This is a genomic window from Pelagibius litoralis (assembly GCF_011683915.1).
In the GTDB taxonomy this organism is placed as follows: Bacteria; Pseudomonadota; Alphaproteobacteria; order Kiloniellales; family Kiloniellaceae; genus Pelagibius; species Pelagibius litoralis.
Genome location: NZ_JAAQPH010000001.1, coordinates 287,950 through 304,625, shown reverse-complemented (window position 1 = coordinate 304,625; position 16,676 = coordinate 287,950). Strand labels below are relative to the sequence as shown.

The window sequence follows — 16,676 nt, the reverse complement described above, 5'->3', positions numbered from 1 at the left end:
TCAATGTGTCACCAATCCTGAGCGACCCGCTTCGCCTTTTGGCGTCCGAGTCGCGGCGACCTCTTCATCCGATTCGTTCCACTCAATCGGCGTCAGCTTTTCCACCAAAGCGCGTTCAAGCACCTCGTCCACGGTCGCCGTCGGAACGATCTCCATTCCCCGCTTCACGTTGTCCGGAATGTCGGCCAGGTCCTTTTCGTTCTCCTTGGGAATGAGAACGACCTTTATGTTGGCGCGCAGGGCTGCAAGCAGCTTCTCCTTCAATCCGCCGATTGGCAGAACGCGCCCCCTCAGAGTCACCTCGCCGGTCATTGCGACATCGCGGCGCACCGCATTGCCGGTCAGCACCGAAACAATGGCCGTGACCATGGCGACACCCGCTGACGGACCGTCCTTCGGCGTTGCCCCTTCCGGTACATGGACATGGATGTCCTTGCGCTCGAACAAAGTCGGCTTGATGCCGTAATCGACCGCGCGGCTCTTCACGTAGGACTCAGCCGCCTGGATCGATTCCTTCATTACCTCGCCCAGCTTGCCGGTCGACGTAACCTTGCCTTTGCCCGGCAGGGTCACAGCCTCAATCGACAACATTTCGCCGCCGACCTCGGTCCAGGCCAGGCCGGTCGATACGCCGACGAGATCTTCCAATTCCGCCTCGCCATGGCGGAAGCGCGGCACACCTGCGTATTTTTCCAGGTTCCGACGGGTCAGCGACACCGTCTTGGCCTTGCCCATGGCGATCTCCTTGACCGCCTTGCGGACCAGGCCTGCGAGCTCGCGCTCCAGGTTACGAACGCCGGCCTCGCGGGTGTAGTGGCGAACGAGGTCGCGCAGAGCCTGCTCGGAAATCGACCACTCTTCGTCCTTAACACCGTGATCCTTCTTCTGCTTGGGAATCAGGTAGCGCAAGGCAATCTGTACTTTCTCATCCTCGGTGTAACCGGGAATGCGAATCACCTCCATGCGATCGAGCAGCGGCCCGGGCATACGCAGGGTATTGGCCGTGGTCACGAACATCACATCGGAAAGATCGTAATCGACCTCAAGATAGTGGTCGTTGAACGAACTGTTCTGTTCCGGGTCAAGGACCTCAAGCAGCGCCGAAGAGGGGTCGCCGCGCCAGTCGGCACCCAGCTTGTCGACCTCGTCCAAAAGGAACAGCGGATTCGAGGACTTCGCCTTCTTCATGCTCTGGATGACCTTACCCGGCATCGAGCCGATATAGGTCCGGCGATGGCCGCGCACTTCCGCTTCATCCCGCACGCCGCCAAGGCTCATGCGCACGAAGTTGCGTCCGGTCGCCTTGGCGATCGACTTGCCGAGCGAGGTTTTGCCGACACCCGGCGGGCCGACCAGGCAAAGGATCGGGCCCTTCACTTTCCTCATGCGCTGCTGAACGGCGAGATATTCCAGGATCCGCTCTTTGACCTTTTCCAGGCCATAGTGGTCGGCGTCCAGAATCTCCTGGGCGTTGTTGATGTCGCGCTTAACCTTCGTCCGCTTCTTCCAGGGAATCGAGAGAATCCAGTCGAGGTAGTTGCGCACCACCGTTGCCTCGGCCGACATCGGGCTCATGGAGCGTAGCTTCTTCAGCTCCCCCATCGCCTTTTCGCTGGCTTCCTTCGTCAGCTTCGTCGCCTTGATGCGCTCTTCCAGCTCGGCCAACTCGTCGCGGCCGTCTTCGCCCTCGCCAAGCTCCTTCTGGATCGCCTTCAGCTGCTCGTTCAGATAATACTCGCGCTGGGTCTTCTCCATCTGGCGCTTCACACGGTTGCGAATACGCTTCTCGACCTGAAGCACGCCGATCTCGCCTTCCATGAAGGCATAGACTTTTTCCAGGCGGTCGCTGACCGTCTCGCTTTCCAGCAGCTCCTGCTTTTCAGGAATCTTCAGGGCCAGATGCGACGCCACGGTATCAGCCAGCTTGCTGAAGTCGTCGATCTGGTTGATTGAAACCAACACTTCCGGCGGAATCTTCTTGTTCAGCTTGATGTATTGCTCGAACTGGGAAACCACCGTCCGCGCGAGCGCATCGAGTTCCCGCTCGTCGCCGTCGTCGTCCTGGACCACCTCGGCATAAGCCTGGAAGAAGTCGTCGGTATCGGCGTACTTGGTAATCCGCGCCCGCTGACCACCTTCGACCAGCACTTTCACGGTGCCGTCCGGCAGCTTCAGAAGCTGCAGCACCGTGCCGATGGTGCCGACGGAATAGATATCGGGCGGCGTGGGGTCGTCCTGCGCTGCGTTCTTCTGGGTGACGAGCAGGATCTGCTTGTCATCCTTCATCACATCTTCAAGCGCGCGCACGGATTTGTCGCGACCGACGAAGAGCGGCACGATCATGTGCGGAAAGACCACGATGTCCCGCAAAGGCAGGACGGGGAAGAGATTGCCGCGGGCGAGTTCTAACATAGTACCTCGTATGAAATTAGAGGCCGGCGGGCAGAATGCCGGCGAACAACGACTGAGGTGCGAGTCTACGGCACTTCGATTTAGAAATTGTAGATTCTCGCCGAGACTTCAAGGCCCTGCAATAATCCAGCAAAAACAATCGCCTAAGCGCTTGTCCCCAGATCTTCACGGCGATCGGTATAGATGTACAGCGGCTTTGCGCGTCCGTCGACAACCTCACGATTGATGACAATCTCCTCAACACCCTCAAGACCAGGCAGGTCGTACATGGGGTCGAGAAGGATGCTTTCCATGATGGAGCGGAGACCACGGGCACCCGTTTTACGGATAATTGCCTTCTTGGCAATCGCGCTTAAGGCGTCATCGGTGAAATCGACCCGGACGTCTTCCATCTCGAAAAGACGCTCGTATTGCTTCACCAAAGCGTTTTTCGGCTGGGTCAGGATCTCGACAAGAGCGCCCTCGTCCAGGTCCTCGAGGGTGGCAACCACCGGAAGGCGCCCGACAAACTCAGGGATCAGGCCGAACTTCAGAAGATCTTCCGGCTCAACCTCCTTCAGCACTTCACCGGTAGAGCGATCGTCGGGGCCGCGCACGTCGGCTCCGAATCCGATCGACGTTCCCTTACCGCGGCCGGCGATAAGTTTGTCGAGGCCGGCAAAGGCGCCACCGCAGATGAAGAGAATATTGGTGGTATCGACCTGGAGGAATTCCTGCTGCGGATGCTTACGGCCACCCTGCGGCGGCACCGAAGCAACCGTGCCTTCCATGATCTTCAGCAGAGCCTGCTGCACGCCCTCACCCGACACATCGCGGGTAATGGAGGGGTTGTCAGACTTGCGGCTGATCTTGTCCACCTCATCGATGTAGACAATGCCGCGCTGCGCCCGTTCCACGTTGTAGTCGGCCGACTGCAGCAGCTTCAAAATGATGTTTTCGACGTCCTCACCGACATAGCCGGCTTCGGTCAGCGTCGTCGCATCGGCCATAGTGAAGGGCACATCAAGGATGCGCGCCAGGGTCTGCGCGAGAAGCGTCTTGCCGCAGCCGGTCGGACCGACGAGCAGAATGTTGGACTTCGCCAACTCCACGTCAGCCGACTTGGCACTGTGGGCCAGTCGCTTGTAGTGATTGTGAACCGCGACGGAGAGGACCCGCTTGGCATGCCCCTGCCCGATGACGTAGTCGTCCAGCACCGTGCAGATATCCTGCGGTGTCGGCACACCGTCGCGCGACTTCACCAGCGTCGTTTTATGCTCTTCACGGATAATATCCATGCAGAGCTCGACGCATTCATCACAGATGAACACCGTCGGACCGGCGATGAGTTTACGCACCTCGTGCTGGCTCTTGCCGCAGAAGGAGCAGTAAAGGGTATTCTTGGAATCGCTACCGCTTGACTTGGTCATACCGCTTTTTCTAGGGGTTTGTTCCTCACCTTGCCATGTTAGTCAAACGGCCCGTACCCACACAACGACAAAAACCAAAGCATTCGAGGTTACATCGGGTTCGGCATTCCGCCTGTTCAGCAACACAGCAATTTGAGCCTAATTGTCAGGACTCAATAATCCCTTAATACAAAGGCACCAGCACTGGCATCGAGCACAATCTAAGCTTGCAGTTGATCTAACAACCACTCGGCACAGCCACCGGTCGCCGCGGCCATGCGGACACAGCCCCGGCGACCGGGGATACGCTAGCCTTCTTTGCCCGAACCGTCGGTGTCGGCGCTGGGCCGCCGGCTTACCACTTCATCGATCAGGCCGAAATTTTTGGCCTCGTCCGGCGACATGAAGTTGTCGCGCTCCATGGCACCCTCGATGGTCTCCAGGTCCTGCCCGCAGTGCTGAACGTAAATCTCGTTCAGACGATGGCGCGTGCGCAGGATGTCCTCCGCATGGATCTGGATATCGGTCACCTGCCCCTGGTATCCACCGGAAGGCTGGTGGATCATGATTTTCGAGTTGGGCAGGGAAAAGCGCTTACCGGTGGCGCCGGCCATCAGCAAGAGAGACCCGGCAGAAGCCGCCTGGCCGATACACACGGTCTGCACGTCCGGGCGGACGTATTGCATTGTGTCGTACATGGCCAAACCCGAGGTCACAACGCCGCCCGGCGAGTTGATATAGAAGAAGATATCCTGGGTCGGATTCTCGGATTCGAGATAGAGCAGCTGCGCGCAGATCAGGCTCGCAACGGCATCGTGCACCGGGCCCGTCAAAAAGATAATGCGCTCCTTCAACAGGCGCGAATAAATGTCGTAGGCGCGTTCACCGCGGCTGGTCTGTTCGACCACCATGGGCACCAAATTGTTCATCACCGTTTCATGGTGATTCAGGACCGGATCAGACAGGTAGCTCATAGACCTTCCTCTATTACGATGGCGCCTTTGATAAAGACAAAGAAACATCTAGGCGTTGCGGGCACACACCACAAGCTCCGTGCAGTGCCCTGCCTGCGCAAGCCCAACTCAGACTACTCTTCGTCGCCCGCGGCTTTCGCCCCGGCATCTTCGGCTGCTTCCGTTTTCTTGGTCTTGGCCGTCCCTTTGGCTGCCGACTTTTTCGCCGGCTTTTTGGCCGCTTTCTTGGGCTTTTCAGCCTCAGCGGCGTCTTTCTCTTCTTCCTCGCGCAGCTGCTCTGGCGAAACCTCGCGCTCCGACACCTCGGCAAGGTCGATGATGTAGTCGATCACCTTATCCTCAAACAGAGGCGCGCGAAGCTGGGCCAGGGCCTCCGGATTCGACTTGTAGAACTCCAGCACCTGCTGCTCCTGGCCCGGATAGCGCTGGGCCTCCTGGAACAGAGCCTGGTTGACTTCTTCCTGCGCGACTTCGATCTGATTGATGCGGCCGACCTCGGAGAGCAGAAGACCGAGGCGCACGCGGCGCTCGGCGATCTCCCGATACTCCGTCTTGACCTCTTCGTCGTCCTTGCCCTCGTCGTCCGGATCGACGTTGCCCTTCTCGCGGTCCGCCTCGACCTGCTTCCAGATGGCCTCGAACTCCAGATCGACCATGCTGTCAGGCACGCCGAAATCGTGGGCATCGGCCAGCTTGTCCAGGATCACGCGCTTCATACGCATCCGCGACAGACCATCGTAGTCCGCACCCAGGCGCTCTTTGACCTTCTCGCGCAGGTCTTCAAGGCTCTCCGCGCCCATCGACTTGGCCAGCTCGTCATCAAGCACGGCGGGAACAGCCTCGTGGATCTCCTTGATGGTGCACTGAAAAACCGCCGGCTGACCGGCCAGCTTCTCGTTGCCGTAAGCTTCCGGGAAGGTCACCTGCACCTCACGCGATTCGCCCGCGTCGACGCCGATCAGCTGCTCTTCGAAGCCCTCAATGAAGCTGTTGGAGCCCAATTCCAGGTGATGATCCTCCGCGGCCATGCCCGGCAGCGCCTCGCCGTGAACCGTGCCCGCGAAGTCCATGACCAGAATGTCGCCGGACTCCGCTTTACGCGGTTTCTCAAGCGGCTTGGATTCTTTGCGGGATGACGCCAGACGCTCCAACGCACCGGCAACGTCTTCCTCCGGCACGGCGATCTTCAGGCGTTCCAGCCCGATCTTGGAAAAGTCCATCGGCTCGATCTCCGGCAGCAGCTCGATGGCCATGCTGTATTCGAGATCCTTGCCGTCGTCGAAGGAGACGATTTCGATCTTCGGCTGCACCGCGGGGCGCAAGCCGCGCTCGTTCAACGCCTGCGCCGAAGAGTCGGTCACAGCGCGTTCGAGCACCTCGCCCATCACCGAAGGGCCGTAACGCTGCTTGAGCAGCTTGATCGGCGCCTTGCCGGGGCGGAAACCCGGGATTTTAACCTTGGTGCTGATCTCCCGAAGCCGGGCCTCAACCTTCTCACCGATCTCCTTGGCCCCGATGACCACCTTGAAATCGCGCTTCAAGCCTTCGCTGTTTACTTCTGTGACCTGCATGTTCGGCTGGGCCTTTCAAAGCCTTGTTTACGGTGATGATACAAGAGGAACCTGACTGCCAGGCAAGGTACTGTTCTCGCCGCAGAGCGCTGGTGCGGGCGGAGGGACTCGAACCCCCACGGATCACTCCACTGGTACCTAAAACCAGCGCGTCTACCAGTTCCGCCACGCCCGCGCTCTCCGCGGATGGCCGATGTATATCATCGCAGCCGGTCGCGCAATAGCAAGCGAGCCCGCAAGGGCCCAGAAATCAGCGGATTATTGAGGGAAACTCGAGGACGTCCGGAGATCCTGCCCGCCGGCAGGCCCGCGAATGCGACGTTTCGGCCGGCTGGAAGCCGGCTGAAAGGCAATCAGGAGCCGACCGGCTCGCAGAAATGCTCGATAAAGGTCTTCATACCCAGCACCCGGGAACCATCCTCAAAAGGGCGGTGGCCCGGCTGGTCGATACGCAGGTCGTAGCGCACGTGCGGCATGCCGAGGATGTCGCAGAGGCCGACAATCGTAGCCGTCTCGCAGCGGCCCTTACCGTCATCATGACGGAAAACGCGGCCCGCCTTCACACTCGCCGGATCAATGCCGCGCTTGGAAAACAGGCTGCGCCTTTCGCCGCCGCCAAGGGCACCGGACAGCTGCCGCCAGAGGCTGGTCGGCCGTGCGTTTGTTGAGGTCTTTTCCTGGCGCGTTGTAAGCATGAGACTGACTTTAGGGGCAAAACTTTGACGTAGGATTAATGTCAACCTGACAAAGCTTCGGCCCGCTTCCTTCCGTTAATACGAATTGGCGGCACTGTTTGTCCGGGCGCGTCTCTGCGGGCGCAAAAGGCCTGGCTGCGCGGCCCGTGACGCCGGAACGGCCGTCGCTTGGCAGAGCTTAAGCGTCGTGCTTATCGGCAATCGGCAGATCGGCGATCGACTCGCGAAAACGTTCGACAAAGGTCTGCAGACCCAGCGTGCGCCGCTCCTCATACTTGGCCAGACGGGCCCGTTCGACGGACACCTCGTAGGTCACATGAGGAATGCCCAGGGCGTCACTGCCGACGTCGATCACCTTCGCCGTCTCAACAATGTTGCCTTCGTGGGCTCGTTTATAGGTGCAGCCGACTTTTATCTTTTCGCAGCGCGGCGGTTGTTTAAACCAATGCGTTGAAAGCATGATCTCAATACCTTCTCAATCAAGGCCACCCCCCGATTAGGCCAATCCTTGACCACAGTAGGTTGATTTTGCGCTTCCAGGCATGAAGTTTTCGTTAACGATTACCGGTGAACTATCTAAAATTGTTGACTATTTTCCGATAATCCACAGCCCGGCCCGCCTCATCGGAAAGCCTGGCGAGAACCTTCGGCAAGGCATCGGGAAGGTCTTCCGATATCATCCCGGGACCGAAGGCAAAGGCCGCCTGGGCATGAATCCAGACCGCGGCCCCAGCCGCCAGAAAGGCCGGCATGCCCTGCGCCAGCAGGCCGACGATCATTCCCGACAACACATCACCAGTGCCAGCGGTGGCCAGCCAGGGTGGCGCAGAACCGTTGATTGAAGCCCGGCGGTCGGGGGCCGCAACCACCGTATCGGGGCCTTTGAGCACCACGATGGCGCCGCTCTGCGCAGCGGCCACGCGCGCCCGTTCCAGGGGGTCGCCGGCGATCCCCGGAAAAAGGCGCCGAAACTCCCCGTCGTGGGGTGTCAGGACCGTCTCGCCCGCCGAGGCGGCGGTGAGCTTGAAAAGCTCTTCCGTCCGGCCCTCGAACACCGTCAGAGCATCTGCATCGAGAACCAGACTGCGGCCGGCCTCAAGGGCCGCGATCGCCCTTTCGCGGGTATCGGCCCCCACACCATTGCCGGGGCCGACGAGAACGGCATTGCGGCGGGGGTCCGCCAGAGCGGCCACGAAGTCCGCAGCCGCGCCCACGGCCAGGGTAATGACGCTGGGATTGGCCAGCGCATAGATCGGCAGGCTCGCCGGGCTGCAGGCCAGGCTGACCAGGCCTGCGCCGATGCGCAGCGCGGCGCGCGACGCCAGCTGGGCAGCGCCGGTCATCTCCGTCCCGCCGCTGATCAGGGCATGACCGGCCTGGTATTTATGGGCTTCAGCCGGGCGCCAGGGAAAACCCGCCAACCAAAGCGCCGGACTGTTCTCGAACAGCCTTGGGCTGATCTCCTGAAGCACTGATTCGGGGATACCGATCTGCGCCACCTGTACGTCCCCACAGAAAAACCGCGCCGGAACAATTAGATGTGCTGGCTTCTTGCGGAAAAAGGTGACTGTTCGATCCGCGCGGAAAGCCGGTCCGTCGGGAGCATCGCCCCGGTCGCCGGCAAGACCGCTGGGCACATCGACCGCCAGCACCGGAAGGCCTGCCCTTTCGACAGCCTCCACCATCGCCGCAGACAGGCCGTCCAGGGGACGGTTGAGGCCAGCCCCGAAAAGCGCATCGACCACCAGGGCCACATCTTCAAGCCCGGCGGGATCGAGAACCTCGATTTCCCCATCCCAATCCGCCGCGGCCGCGGCTGCATCGCCGGTCAAAGCACTCCTGTCGCCCAAAAGGGCCAGTCTGACCGCCCTGCCCGCCGCCTTCAGGCGCCGGGCCACCACAAATCCGTCGCCGCCGTTGTTGCCGGGCCCACAGAGCACCAAAACGGCCCCTGCCCGGCTGCTTTCATACAGCAGGACGCTGTCGGCGACCGCCGTGCCAGCCGCCTCCATCAGATCCCGCCCGGCAACACCGCCGGCAATCGCCAGGCGGTCCGCGCTGTACATCTCCTCAACGGTCAGTATTTCGGCGCCGGAGCCGTCTTGTGAAAGCATCACCGACAAGGAGCCTCCCGGATCAGTTCCTGCCCGCTGCGGCAAGCAAGGCCGACAGCCCGGCCGTGGCACCGTCGCGCAGGATCAGCACATCGATATCGGCCAGGACGAGATCATAGCCCGCCTCGTAGAGCATTTGGGGAGACCTTTCAGGCGTCGGGATGCCCCCCAGCAGACAGCCCTCGGCCTTGGCGGCGCGTTCAGCCTTCGAAATCGCTTCGCGTACCTCCGGGTGATCCGGTTCTCCCATGAAGCCCAGGCTGGCCGAGAGGTCGAAAGGCCCGATGAAGATCATATCCAGTTTGTCGACCGCGGCGATCGCGCCGACCGATTCAAGCGCGGTTTTGCTTTCAACCTGACAGATCACCAGCAGCGATTCAGCTATGTCGCGGACATAGCCCTGCCAATCGCGGCCGTAGCCCGACGCACGTACGATCGGCGCGGCCATGCCACGTACGCCTCTGGGCGGATAATGACAGGCAGCTACCGCCGCCTCCGCTTCTTCCGGGCTATTCACCGCAGGGATCATGACCCCTTGCGCGCCCACATCCAGCAACCGCTTGATCCAGCCGGGATCGTTGCCCGGCACACGCACCAGCGGCGTACAACCCGTCGCCTGCATGGCCCGCATGACCGCTATCGCGCTGCCCGGATCGCCGGGGCCATGCTCGCAGTCGATCATCGCGCAGTCATAACCGGCAGAGGCCATGATCTCAGCCGCTGCCGGGCTGAACAGCTCAGACCAGAATCCGTTGACCTGGCGCCCGGCCCGCATCTTCGCCTTTAAAGAGTCCTGCAAGCGGCCCCTCCCCAATCTCAAGTTTTCCCGCCGGCTCTCATCGAGGCCTCTGTGCCCCCAAGCATAGACGCCGTGCGGGTCAGTCTAACCGGCATCAGGCACCAAGTGTGCCCCTTACCAGGGACCGAACCGCGATAAAAGCGCGCAAGGGGCGCGAAGAAGCGCCTTGTCCCCGGGCTTCCCAAGATATTTCAAGTATTCGCAGCGCGGCCGGCTCTGCGCGAATTGTCCCGTAATGCCGGCCCTTTATTCGCCCCATACGACAGCTGTGTTTGAAACAAAAAACAGCAACCAACAACAACAAACTGAAACACTTGACTGGTCACAGTGTTGCCACAGGACACTTTCATATCACAGAGGTCTTGAAATTGAAGCACCAAGCGTCATTCAAATGCGAAATTACTAACAGTATTATTATTGTTATTTAATATAGCAATTCTATACATCGATATCACTCTGTTTGTTTCACGTGAAACGTCACTTAAAGATATGGTTTACGAAATATTAATAGAATTACTTTATTATTTCTTAATAGAAAGTTACCGCGCTGGAAAGCGCAAGGAATTCAAGAGCCAACGGATTCATGAGATCGAGACCGCGCCTGCGCCGGACGCTTAAAAACAGCTTCGTCACAAGCCTCGCGCTGATATTTGCCTGCACCGCAACGTCTGCCGGCCGTGGCAACGGGCTGGACCTTGTCGTCAACAACACCGGCTTCGCAACCGGCGAGATCGGCGCCCAGTTCGATCTGGGTCCGCTGCGCGTCCAGGCCGAACACAAGGAATACCTAGCCTACCTGAACCAGGCCGGAGATGGTGATCCGGTCACCCGGCGCAGCCGACTGGGAACATCGGGCAGCTTTGACCTGGGCGAGGGCGTCAGCATTCCGCTGGGGCTCAACGGCGAATACCAACAGTCTCGCTCAGGGCAGCAGGATCTGGATGTTTCGCTGGAAAGCGGCCTGAATCTGCCGCAGATGCGCGTTGGAACGCGCTTCTTCCTGGAGCAGGATCTCAGTGCCGAAAGTGACGCGGGCCAAGCCCTGGGCGGCGACGTGACTGTCGGGTTCGACTGGATGGGCGCAAGACACGAGGGCGGCATCGGTTACGATGTGTTCCCCAGTGGCCAGCTGACCGAGCTGGTCTTTGGCTCACACTGGCCCCTCAACAATGGTTTTGAGGCGACGCTGGATTTCACCCACGAGGTCCTGGAGTCGCGTTCGGAGGCCAGGATCGGCCTGGATCAGCGTTTCGGCCCCTTTGTCATCGGTTCGGATCTGAGCGCCGACAGTGCTGGTGGCTATACCCTGGGTTTCACCCTGTCGCTCAACCTCGGCCCGGCGCCGAAGGCCCAGGAGTGGCGTCTGTCGAGCCTTTTGTCCGCGCTGCAGGGGAGCCGCGGCGACGCCGCCGTTCGCGACAGCTTCGGCATTCCTGCCTTCGCCGGGACCAACTAGGCTCCATGGCCAAGGCCACATTTGCGGATGGCTGGACCAAGAGACACAACTGGTTGATTCTGAGGTCGCAAACCTCGCTAACGGCGTTGTTCGAGCCCCGGGTTCATCGATGCTAAACTGATTCCCTATACCTCTTGACGCCAGTCCGCCCATTCATTGCTACGAGAACAGCCATGGTGGCAAAATCAGGTACAGGCAATCTTCAATGGAATGCAGGGTGGTTTGGCGCCCAAGTCGGCTCAAGCTGTTGGCTGCTGTTCGCAGGCATCGGGCTTGCCTCGCAGTCCCCTAATCTGTCGCTCCTGCTGATCATATGCTTCATGATACCCAACATCGTCGGCACTCTGTTGTGGATGAACAGATCTCATGTCAGCCCCGGCAAGGCGTATCAATTTCTCCTGTTTGTTCTCCTGATCTCAACAGCTGCAGCATTCGTTATCGCTGATTATCTGGGAATGCTCGCAACTCTGGACCAGAGTTACCAGAATCCCAGGGACATGTACTGGATTCTGCTGCTGTTTCCGCTTTTGATGGCGTTGCTGTTTTGTCTGGATAAGAAGAAGCCCGGATAAGCCATCCGGGTTGGGCGCCATCCAATAGGCCCAGCAACAGAACGACGTCGCCCCCAACCGGCAGGCGCCTCAATAGCTAATTGGTGGAAATGGGGTGGCTGATGGGACTTGAACCCACGGCCTCCTGGACCACAACCAGGCGCTCTAACCAACTGAGCTACAGCCACCACCGGAGCATGTGAAGCCGCCGGACCGGCGCTCCGCATCGAAGGGGCGTGTTTAAGCCCTTGCTCCGGGGGCGTCAAGAGCCCCGCGCAGTGATCGATCCGCCTTGCCTGGGGCACCTTGCCCCCTCGCCCCCCGCCATGTTCTAGTCTGCCGCTTCAAATCAGTTCAGGAGAGGCGGAGATGTATCAACTGGCCACGGCCGTCGGGCGGCTTGGCACCGAGAGCGCTTTTGAGGTTCTGGCGCGGGCCAAGCAGTTGGAGCTGCAGGGTAAGTCGATCATAAATCTGGGGATCGGACAGCCCGACTTTCAAACGCCCGGCCACGTCGTTGAGGCCGCCGTAAAGGCGCTGCATGACGGCCATCACGGCTACACCCCCGCCAACGGCATCCCGGAACTGCGTGAAGCTGTCGCGGAGGACCTGGAACTGCGCCACAACGTTCAGGTGGACCCGGATCAGGTGGTGGTGGTGCCCGGCGGCAAGGTAACGATGTTCTTTGCCATGCTCATGTTCGGTGAACCGGGCGCCGAGATCCTCTACCCCAACCCCGGATTTCCAATCTACGAGTCGGTGATAAACTTTTCCGGCGCCAAGGCGGTACCGATCGCCCTTTCGGAGGACAAGGGTTTCGCCTTTTCGGCTGAAGCCGTCCTCGGCTCCATCACTCCGCAGACGCGCCTTATCATTATCAACAGCCCGGCCAACCCGACCGGCGGGGTCACGCCGCGCGAAGAGGTCGACCGTCTGGTCGAGGGTCTGCAGGCCCACCCCCAGGTGGCCATCCTCTCCGATGAGATCTACAGCCAGATGCTCTACGACGGCCGCGAGCACGTCAGCCTGCTGCAGTATCCGGAGATTCGCGACCGGGTGATTATGCTGGACGGCTGGAGCAAGACCTATGCAATGACCGGCTGGCGCCTCGGCTTTGCGGTCTGGCCCAAGGGCCTGGCCGAGACGGCCACGCGCCTCGCCATCAACTGCCACTCCTGCGTAAACGCCTCTGCCCAATACGCCGGCCTGGCCGCGCTTCGGGGGCCGCAGGATGCGGTTGCGGAGATGATGTCGGCCTTCGACGTCCGCCGCCGGGCGATCCATGGTGCGCTGAACAGCCTGCCGGGCATCTCCTGCGTCGAACCTGCCGGCGCCTTCTATGCCTTCCCAAATATCACGGGCACCGGCATCCCGGCCAAGACCCTGGAACTGGAATTGCTCGAAGAAGCCGGTGTCGCAACCATCGCCGGCACGTCCTTCGGTCGCTTCGGTGAAGGATACCTGAGACTTTCCTACGCCAACTCGCTGGAAAACATACGCGAGTCCCTGGAACGCATCCGCGGCCATCTGGAAAACCGGCAATCGGGCGCTGCCTGACTACAATTTCCGCAGGCTGCCCAAATATTGAGCAGAAAATCTTGAGTATCGAACCGCGGTTGCCGCCGCACGTCTGACAACCACTGGATCTGAGCAAGTCTCCACCGTTTGGCACGGCTCCTGCTTATGCGGCAGTCTGGCGGAGGTTTGCCGGAACCGGACAGCACAGGATAAGAGGCCGTATTACGCGATGAAAAAGATCGAAGCGATCATCAAGCCTTTCAAGCTCGACGAAGTGAAAGAAGCGCTCCACGAGGTCGGGATCAAAGGGATCACGGTCACGGAAGCAAAAGGCTTCGGTCGTCAGAAAGGCCACACCGAACTCTATCGTGGGGCTGAATACGTTGTCGATTTCCTCCCCAAGGTAAAAGTCGAAGTCGTCCTTGAGGACGATCTGGTCGAGCGCGCCGTCGAGGCCATTCAACAGGCGGCGCACACCGGGCGGATCGGTGACGGGAAGATCTTCGTCAGCGGGATTGAAGAATCAATCCGCATCCGCACCGGTGAACGCGGCGCGGCAGCGGTCTAGACGTATCACCAGCGGTTCGCAGGACCCGCCGGGGTCGGAAGCAAGCCGAGCAAATCGCAACAACAAGGTTTCAGGAAACGGAAAGAATATCCATGGCAGACGCAAACAGCATCCTTGAGATGATCAAAAAGCAGGGCGTGATCTATGTCGACTATCGCTTCACGGATCCGCGCGGCAAGTGGCAGCACCTGGCCATGCATGTCGATGCGGTCGGCGAAGACGAACTGACCGAAGGCATCATGTTCGACGGTTCGTCGATTGCCGGCTGGAAGGCGATCAACGAGTCCGACATGATCCTGCGCCCGGACCTCAGCTCGGCTGTCATGGACCCCTTCTCCAACCTTCCGCAGCTGATCCTGTTCTGCAATATCGTCGAGCCCTCGACCGGACAGCTCTACCATCGCGACCCCCGCTCAACGGCGGTGCGCGCCGAGAACTACGTGAAGTCGTCGGGTGTCGGCGATCAGAGCTTCTGGGGCCCAGAGGCCGAGTTCTTCGTCTTCGACGACGTGCGTTTCGACGTCTCCCAGAACCAGACCTATTACTTCCTGGATTCCGACGAGGGTCCCTACAACACCGGCTCAATCTTCGAGCAGGGCAACATGGGCCACCGCCCGGGCATCAAGGGCGGCTACTTCCCAGTCCCGCCGGTCGACTCCGCCATGGACCTGCGCGCCGAGATGCTGAAGATCATGGGCGAGATGGGCCTTGAGGTCGAAAAGCACCACCACGAAGTGGCGCCGTCCCAGCATGAACTCGGCATCAAGTTCGCGCCGCTGGTACAGGCTGCAGACGGCATGCAGATCTATAAGTATGTCGTTCATCAGGTTGCCCATCAGTACGGCAAATCGGCGACCTTCATGCCGAAGCCGATCGCCGACGACAACGGTTCGGGCATGCACACCCACCAGTCGATCTGGAAAGACGGCAACCCGCTGTTCGCCGGCGACGGCTATGCGGGCCTGTCGGAGACCTGCCTCCACTATATCGGCGGCATCATCAAGCATGCCAAGGCACTGAATGCCTTCACCAACCCCTCGACCAACAGCTACAAGCGGCTGATCCCGGGCTTCGAGGCGCCGGTGCTGCTGGCCTACTCGGCCCGCAACCGCTCTGCCTCCTGCCGCATCCCTTACGGCGACAGTCCCAAGGCAAAGCGCGTCGAGGTCCGCTTCCCCGACCCAACGGCGAACCCCTACCTGGCCTTCTCCGCCATGCTCATGGCCGGCCTGGACGGCATCAAGAACAAGCTCCATCCGGGCGATGCCATGGACAAGGACCTCTACGACCTGCCGCCGGAGGAACTGGCCGACGTCCCGACCGTCTGCGGCTCCTTGCGCGAGGCGCTCGAGGCCCTGGAAGCCGACCACGACTTCCTGCTTGCCGGCGACGTCTTCAGCAAGGATCAGATCGCGGCCTACATCGAGCTTAAGTGGGAAGAGAACTACGAGTTCGAACACGCCCCGCACCCGGTCGAGTTCAAGATGTACTACTCGGTCTGATCCGCTGCGGGCTCCGGGGTCCGCGCCACGAACAGACCCAGACGACCAAGCCCCGCCGGCGAGAGAACCGGCGGGGCTTTTGCTTGACCTGCAATACCACTTTGATTGAGAGCCCCAAAGGGGTCGGCGTCAGTCGCGGGGACTGGACCGCAACTCCTTCAGCTCGAAGGGGTCGGCATGAATATCGTCCATTCTTGCACCGGCGAGGTAGCACTTCCGCTGCGCTGCGTTCACCATGGGCGGATAGCCGCAAAGATAGATCCGCCAGTTCGTGAGGTCGGGAAAATCTCCCAGCGCAACTGCCTCGGCGCGACCGGCACGGTATCCCTGCGGTGGCGCGTCGCCCGACAGGCAGGGTACATAGTGAAAGTTGGGAAACAGGGTCTGGAGTTCCAACAGGTCTTCATGGAGGTAGATGCCGGCGACATGCCGGCTACCATGATAAAGATAGACATCGCCATGGTGACTGCTGTGAAGGGCATCGCGTGCGATCCCTATGAGCGGCGCGAGGCCCGTGCCGTTACCGATCAGCAGCAGGTTTTGTTCCGGATGTTCAGGCAGGTAAAAACAGGCGCCGTTTGGCCCGCCGAATTCAAGGGGCTGCCCGGGGGAAACATCGTCCCTGATCCAGGTGCTCATCTCTCCGCCTGGCAGGGTCTTGATATGGAATTCAAGGTGGGGGTCGAGATGAGGCACGCTGGCAAGCGAATAGCTGCGCGTTAGTCCGTCATCGCGCCGCAGGTTGAGAAACTGGCCGGCGCGGTAATAGAGCGGCGTCGCCGGTTCTATCACAAGCCGGCTGACGCTTGGCGACAGCGTTTCTTTCGAGACGACCCGGGCACGACCGAGTAGATCCGCATCCTCAGGTACGGAAATCTCCAGGCTGCCCTCCGGAAGGCAGACACAGGGCAGAAAGTACCCAAGCGCCTTGAGGGTATCCTTGATACCTACTTGAGACTCCGCCGGCACCGCGCCTCGGTCCGCACGCAACACACAGGTCTGGCAAATGCCGTTCTTGCAGGAATATTCAACCGACTGATCGGCCTCAATCAAGGCATCAAGGACGGTCGACCCTTGCGGGCAGGGTATCTCTGCACCATTAAAACGCAGCGTCATCAGACTAGTCCT

14 protein-coding genes and 2 tRNA genes are annotated in these 16,676 nt (G+C 60.3%); 5 read left to right on the top strand and 11 right to left on the bottom strand.

Annotated elements, in window-relative coordinates; genetic code table 11:
* From lon to HBA54_RS01485, 9 genes are all read right to left on the bottom strand, one after another.
* A complete protein-coding gene (lon, locus tag HBA54_RS01525; protein ID WP_167220623.1) occupies window positions 1–2,412 on the bottom strand; it encodes an endopeptidase La in 2,412 nt (803 codons plus the stop codon).
* A gap of 143 nt (window positions 2,413–2,555) precedes the next feature.
* Window positions 2,556–3,821: an ATP-dependent Clp protease ATP-binding subunit ClpX gene (gene clpX / locus HBA54_RS01520; RefSeq protein WP_167220621.1), complete on the bottom strand. Its 1,266-nt coding sequence runs from the start codon at window positions 3,819–3,821 to the stop codon at window positions 2,556–2,558.
* Between the two features lie 287 nt (window positions 3,822–4,108).
* Complete coding sequence (locus tag HBA54_RS01515) at window positions 4,109–4,774, bottom strand: ATP-dependent Clp protease proteolytic subunit (RefSeq protein ID WP_167220619.1); 666 nt, start codon at window positions 4,772–4,774, stop codon at window positions 4,109–4,111.
* 113 nt (window positions 4,775–4,887) lie between these two features.
* Entirely contained in the window at window positions 4,888–6,345 is a 1,458-nt protein-coding gene (gene tig, locus HBA54_RS01510; RefSeq protein ID WP_167220617.1) for a trigger factor, read from the bottom strand.
* Window positions 6,346–6,435: 90 nt separating this feature from the next.
* Window positions 6,436–6,520, bottom strand: a tRNA-Leu gene (locus tag HBA54_RS01505).
* Window positions 6,521–6,698: 178 nt separating this feature from the next.
* A complete protein-coding gene (locus tag HBA54_RS01500) occupies window positions 6,699–7,040 on the bottom strand; it encodes a hypothetical protein (protein ID WP_167220615.1) in 342 nt (113 codons plus the stop codon).
* Window positions 7,041–7,218: 178 nt separating this feature from the next.
* The gene (locus HBA54_RS01495) at window positions 7,219–7,500 is read right to left on the bottom strand and encodes a hypothetical protein (RefSeq protein ID WP_167220613.1); all 282 of its coding nucleotides are present in this window, start codon (window positions 7,498–7,500) and stop codon (window positions 7,219–7,221) included.
* A gap of 112 nt (window positions 7,501–7,612) precedes the next feature.
* On the bottom strand, window positions 7,613–9,154 hold the full coding sequence (locus HBA54_RS01490; protein ID WP_167220893.1) for an NAD(P)H-hydrate dehydratase: 1,542 nt from the start codon (window positions 9,152–9,154) through the stop codon (window positions 7,613–7,615).
* 22 nt (window positions 9,155–9,176) lie between these two features.
* The gene (locus tag HBA54_RS01485; RefSeq protein ID WP_167220611.1) at window positions 9,177–9,953 is read right to left on the bottom strand and encodes an HpcH/HpaI aldolase family protein; all 777 of its coding nucleotides are present in this window, start codon (window positions 9,951–9,953) and stop codon (window positions 9,177–9,179) included.
* Window positions 9,954–10,536: 583 nt separating this feature from the next.
* On the opposite strand from HBA54_RS01485, the gene HBA54_RS01480 reads away from it, so the two are divergent.
* The gene (locus tag HBA54_RS01480; RefSeq protein ID WP_167220609.1) at window positions 10,537–11,409 is read left to right on the top strand and encodes a hypothetical protein; all 873 of its coding nucleotides are present in this window, start codon (window positions 10,537–10,539) and stop codon (window positions 11,407–11,409) included.
* Between the two features lie 173 nt (window positions 11,410–11,582).
* Window positions 11,583–11,981, top strand: a complete 399-nt coding sequence (locus HBA54_RS01475) for a hypothetical protein (RefSeq protein ID WP_167220607.1) — start codon at window positions 11,583–11,585, stop codon at window positions 11,979–11,981.
* A gap of 90 nt (window positions 11,982–12,071) precedes the next feature.
* Here the strand turns inward: HBA54_RS01475 and HBA54_RS01470 are convergent.
* A tRNA-His gene (locus tag HBA54_RS01470) sits at window positions 12,072–12,148 on the bottom strand.
* A gap of 181 nt (window positions 12,149–12,329) precedes the next feature.
* Here HBA54_RS01470 and HBA54_RS01465 point away from each other — a divergent pair.
* The 3 genes from HBA54_RS01465 to glnA all read left to right on the top strand — a co-directional run bounded on the left by HBA54_RS01465 (window position 12,330) and on the right by glnA (window position 15,548).
* The gene (locus tag HBA54_RS01465; RefSeq protein ID WP_167220605.1) at window positions 12,330–13,517 is read left to right on the top strand and encodes a pyridoxal phosphate-dependent aminotransferase; all 1,188 of its coding nucleotides are present in this window, start codon (window positions 12,330–12,332) and stop codon (window positions 13,515–13,517) included.
* Window positions 13,518–13,707: 190 nt separating this feature from the next.
* On the top strand, window positions 13,708–14,046 hold the full coding sequence (locus tag HBA54_RS01460) for a P-II family nitrogen regulator (protein ID WP_167220603.1): 339 nt from the start codon (window positions 13,708–13,710) through the stop codon (window positions 14,044–14,046).
* A 92-nt stretch (window positions 14,047–14,138) separates the two neighbouring features.
* Window positions 14,139–15,548 carry a type I glutamate--ammonia ligase gene (gene glnA, locus HBA54_RS01455; protein ID WP_167220601.1) on the top strand — a complete coding sequence of 470 codons (1,410 nt, stop codon included), beginning with the start codon at window positions 14,139–14,141 and terminating at the stop codon, window positions 15,546–15,548.
* 129 nt (window positions 15,549–15,677) lie between these two features.
* Here glnA and HBA54_RS01450 read toward each other — a convergent pair whose 3' ends face one another.
* The gene (locus HBA54_RS01450) at window positions 15,678–16,664 is read right to left on the bottom strand and encodes an FAD-binding oxidoreductase (protein WP_167220599.1); all 987 of its coding nucleotides are present in this window, start codon (window positions 16,662–16,664) and stop codon (window positions 15,678–15,680) included.
* Between the last annotated feature and the right edge of the window lie 12 nt (window positions 16,665–16,676).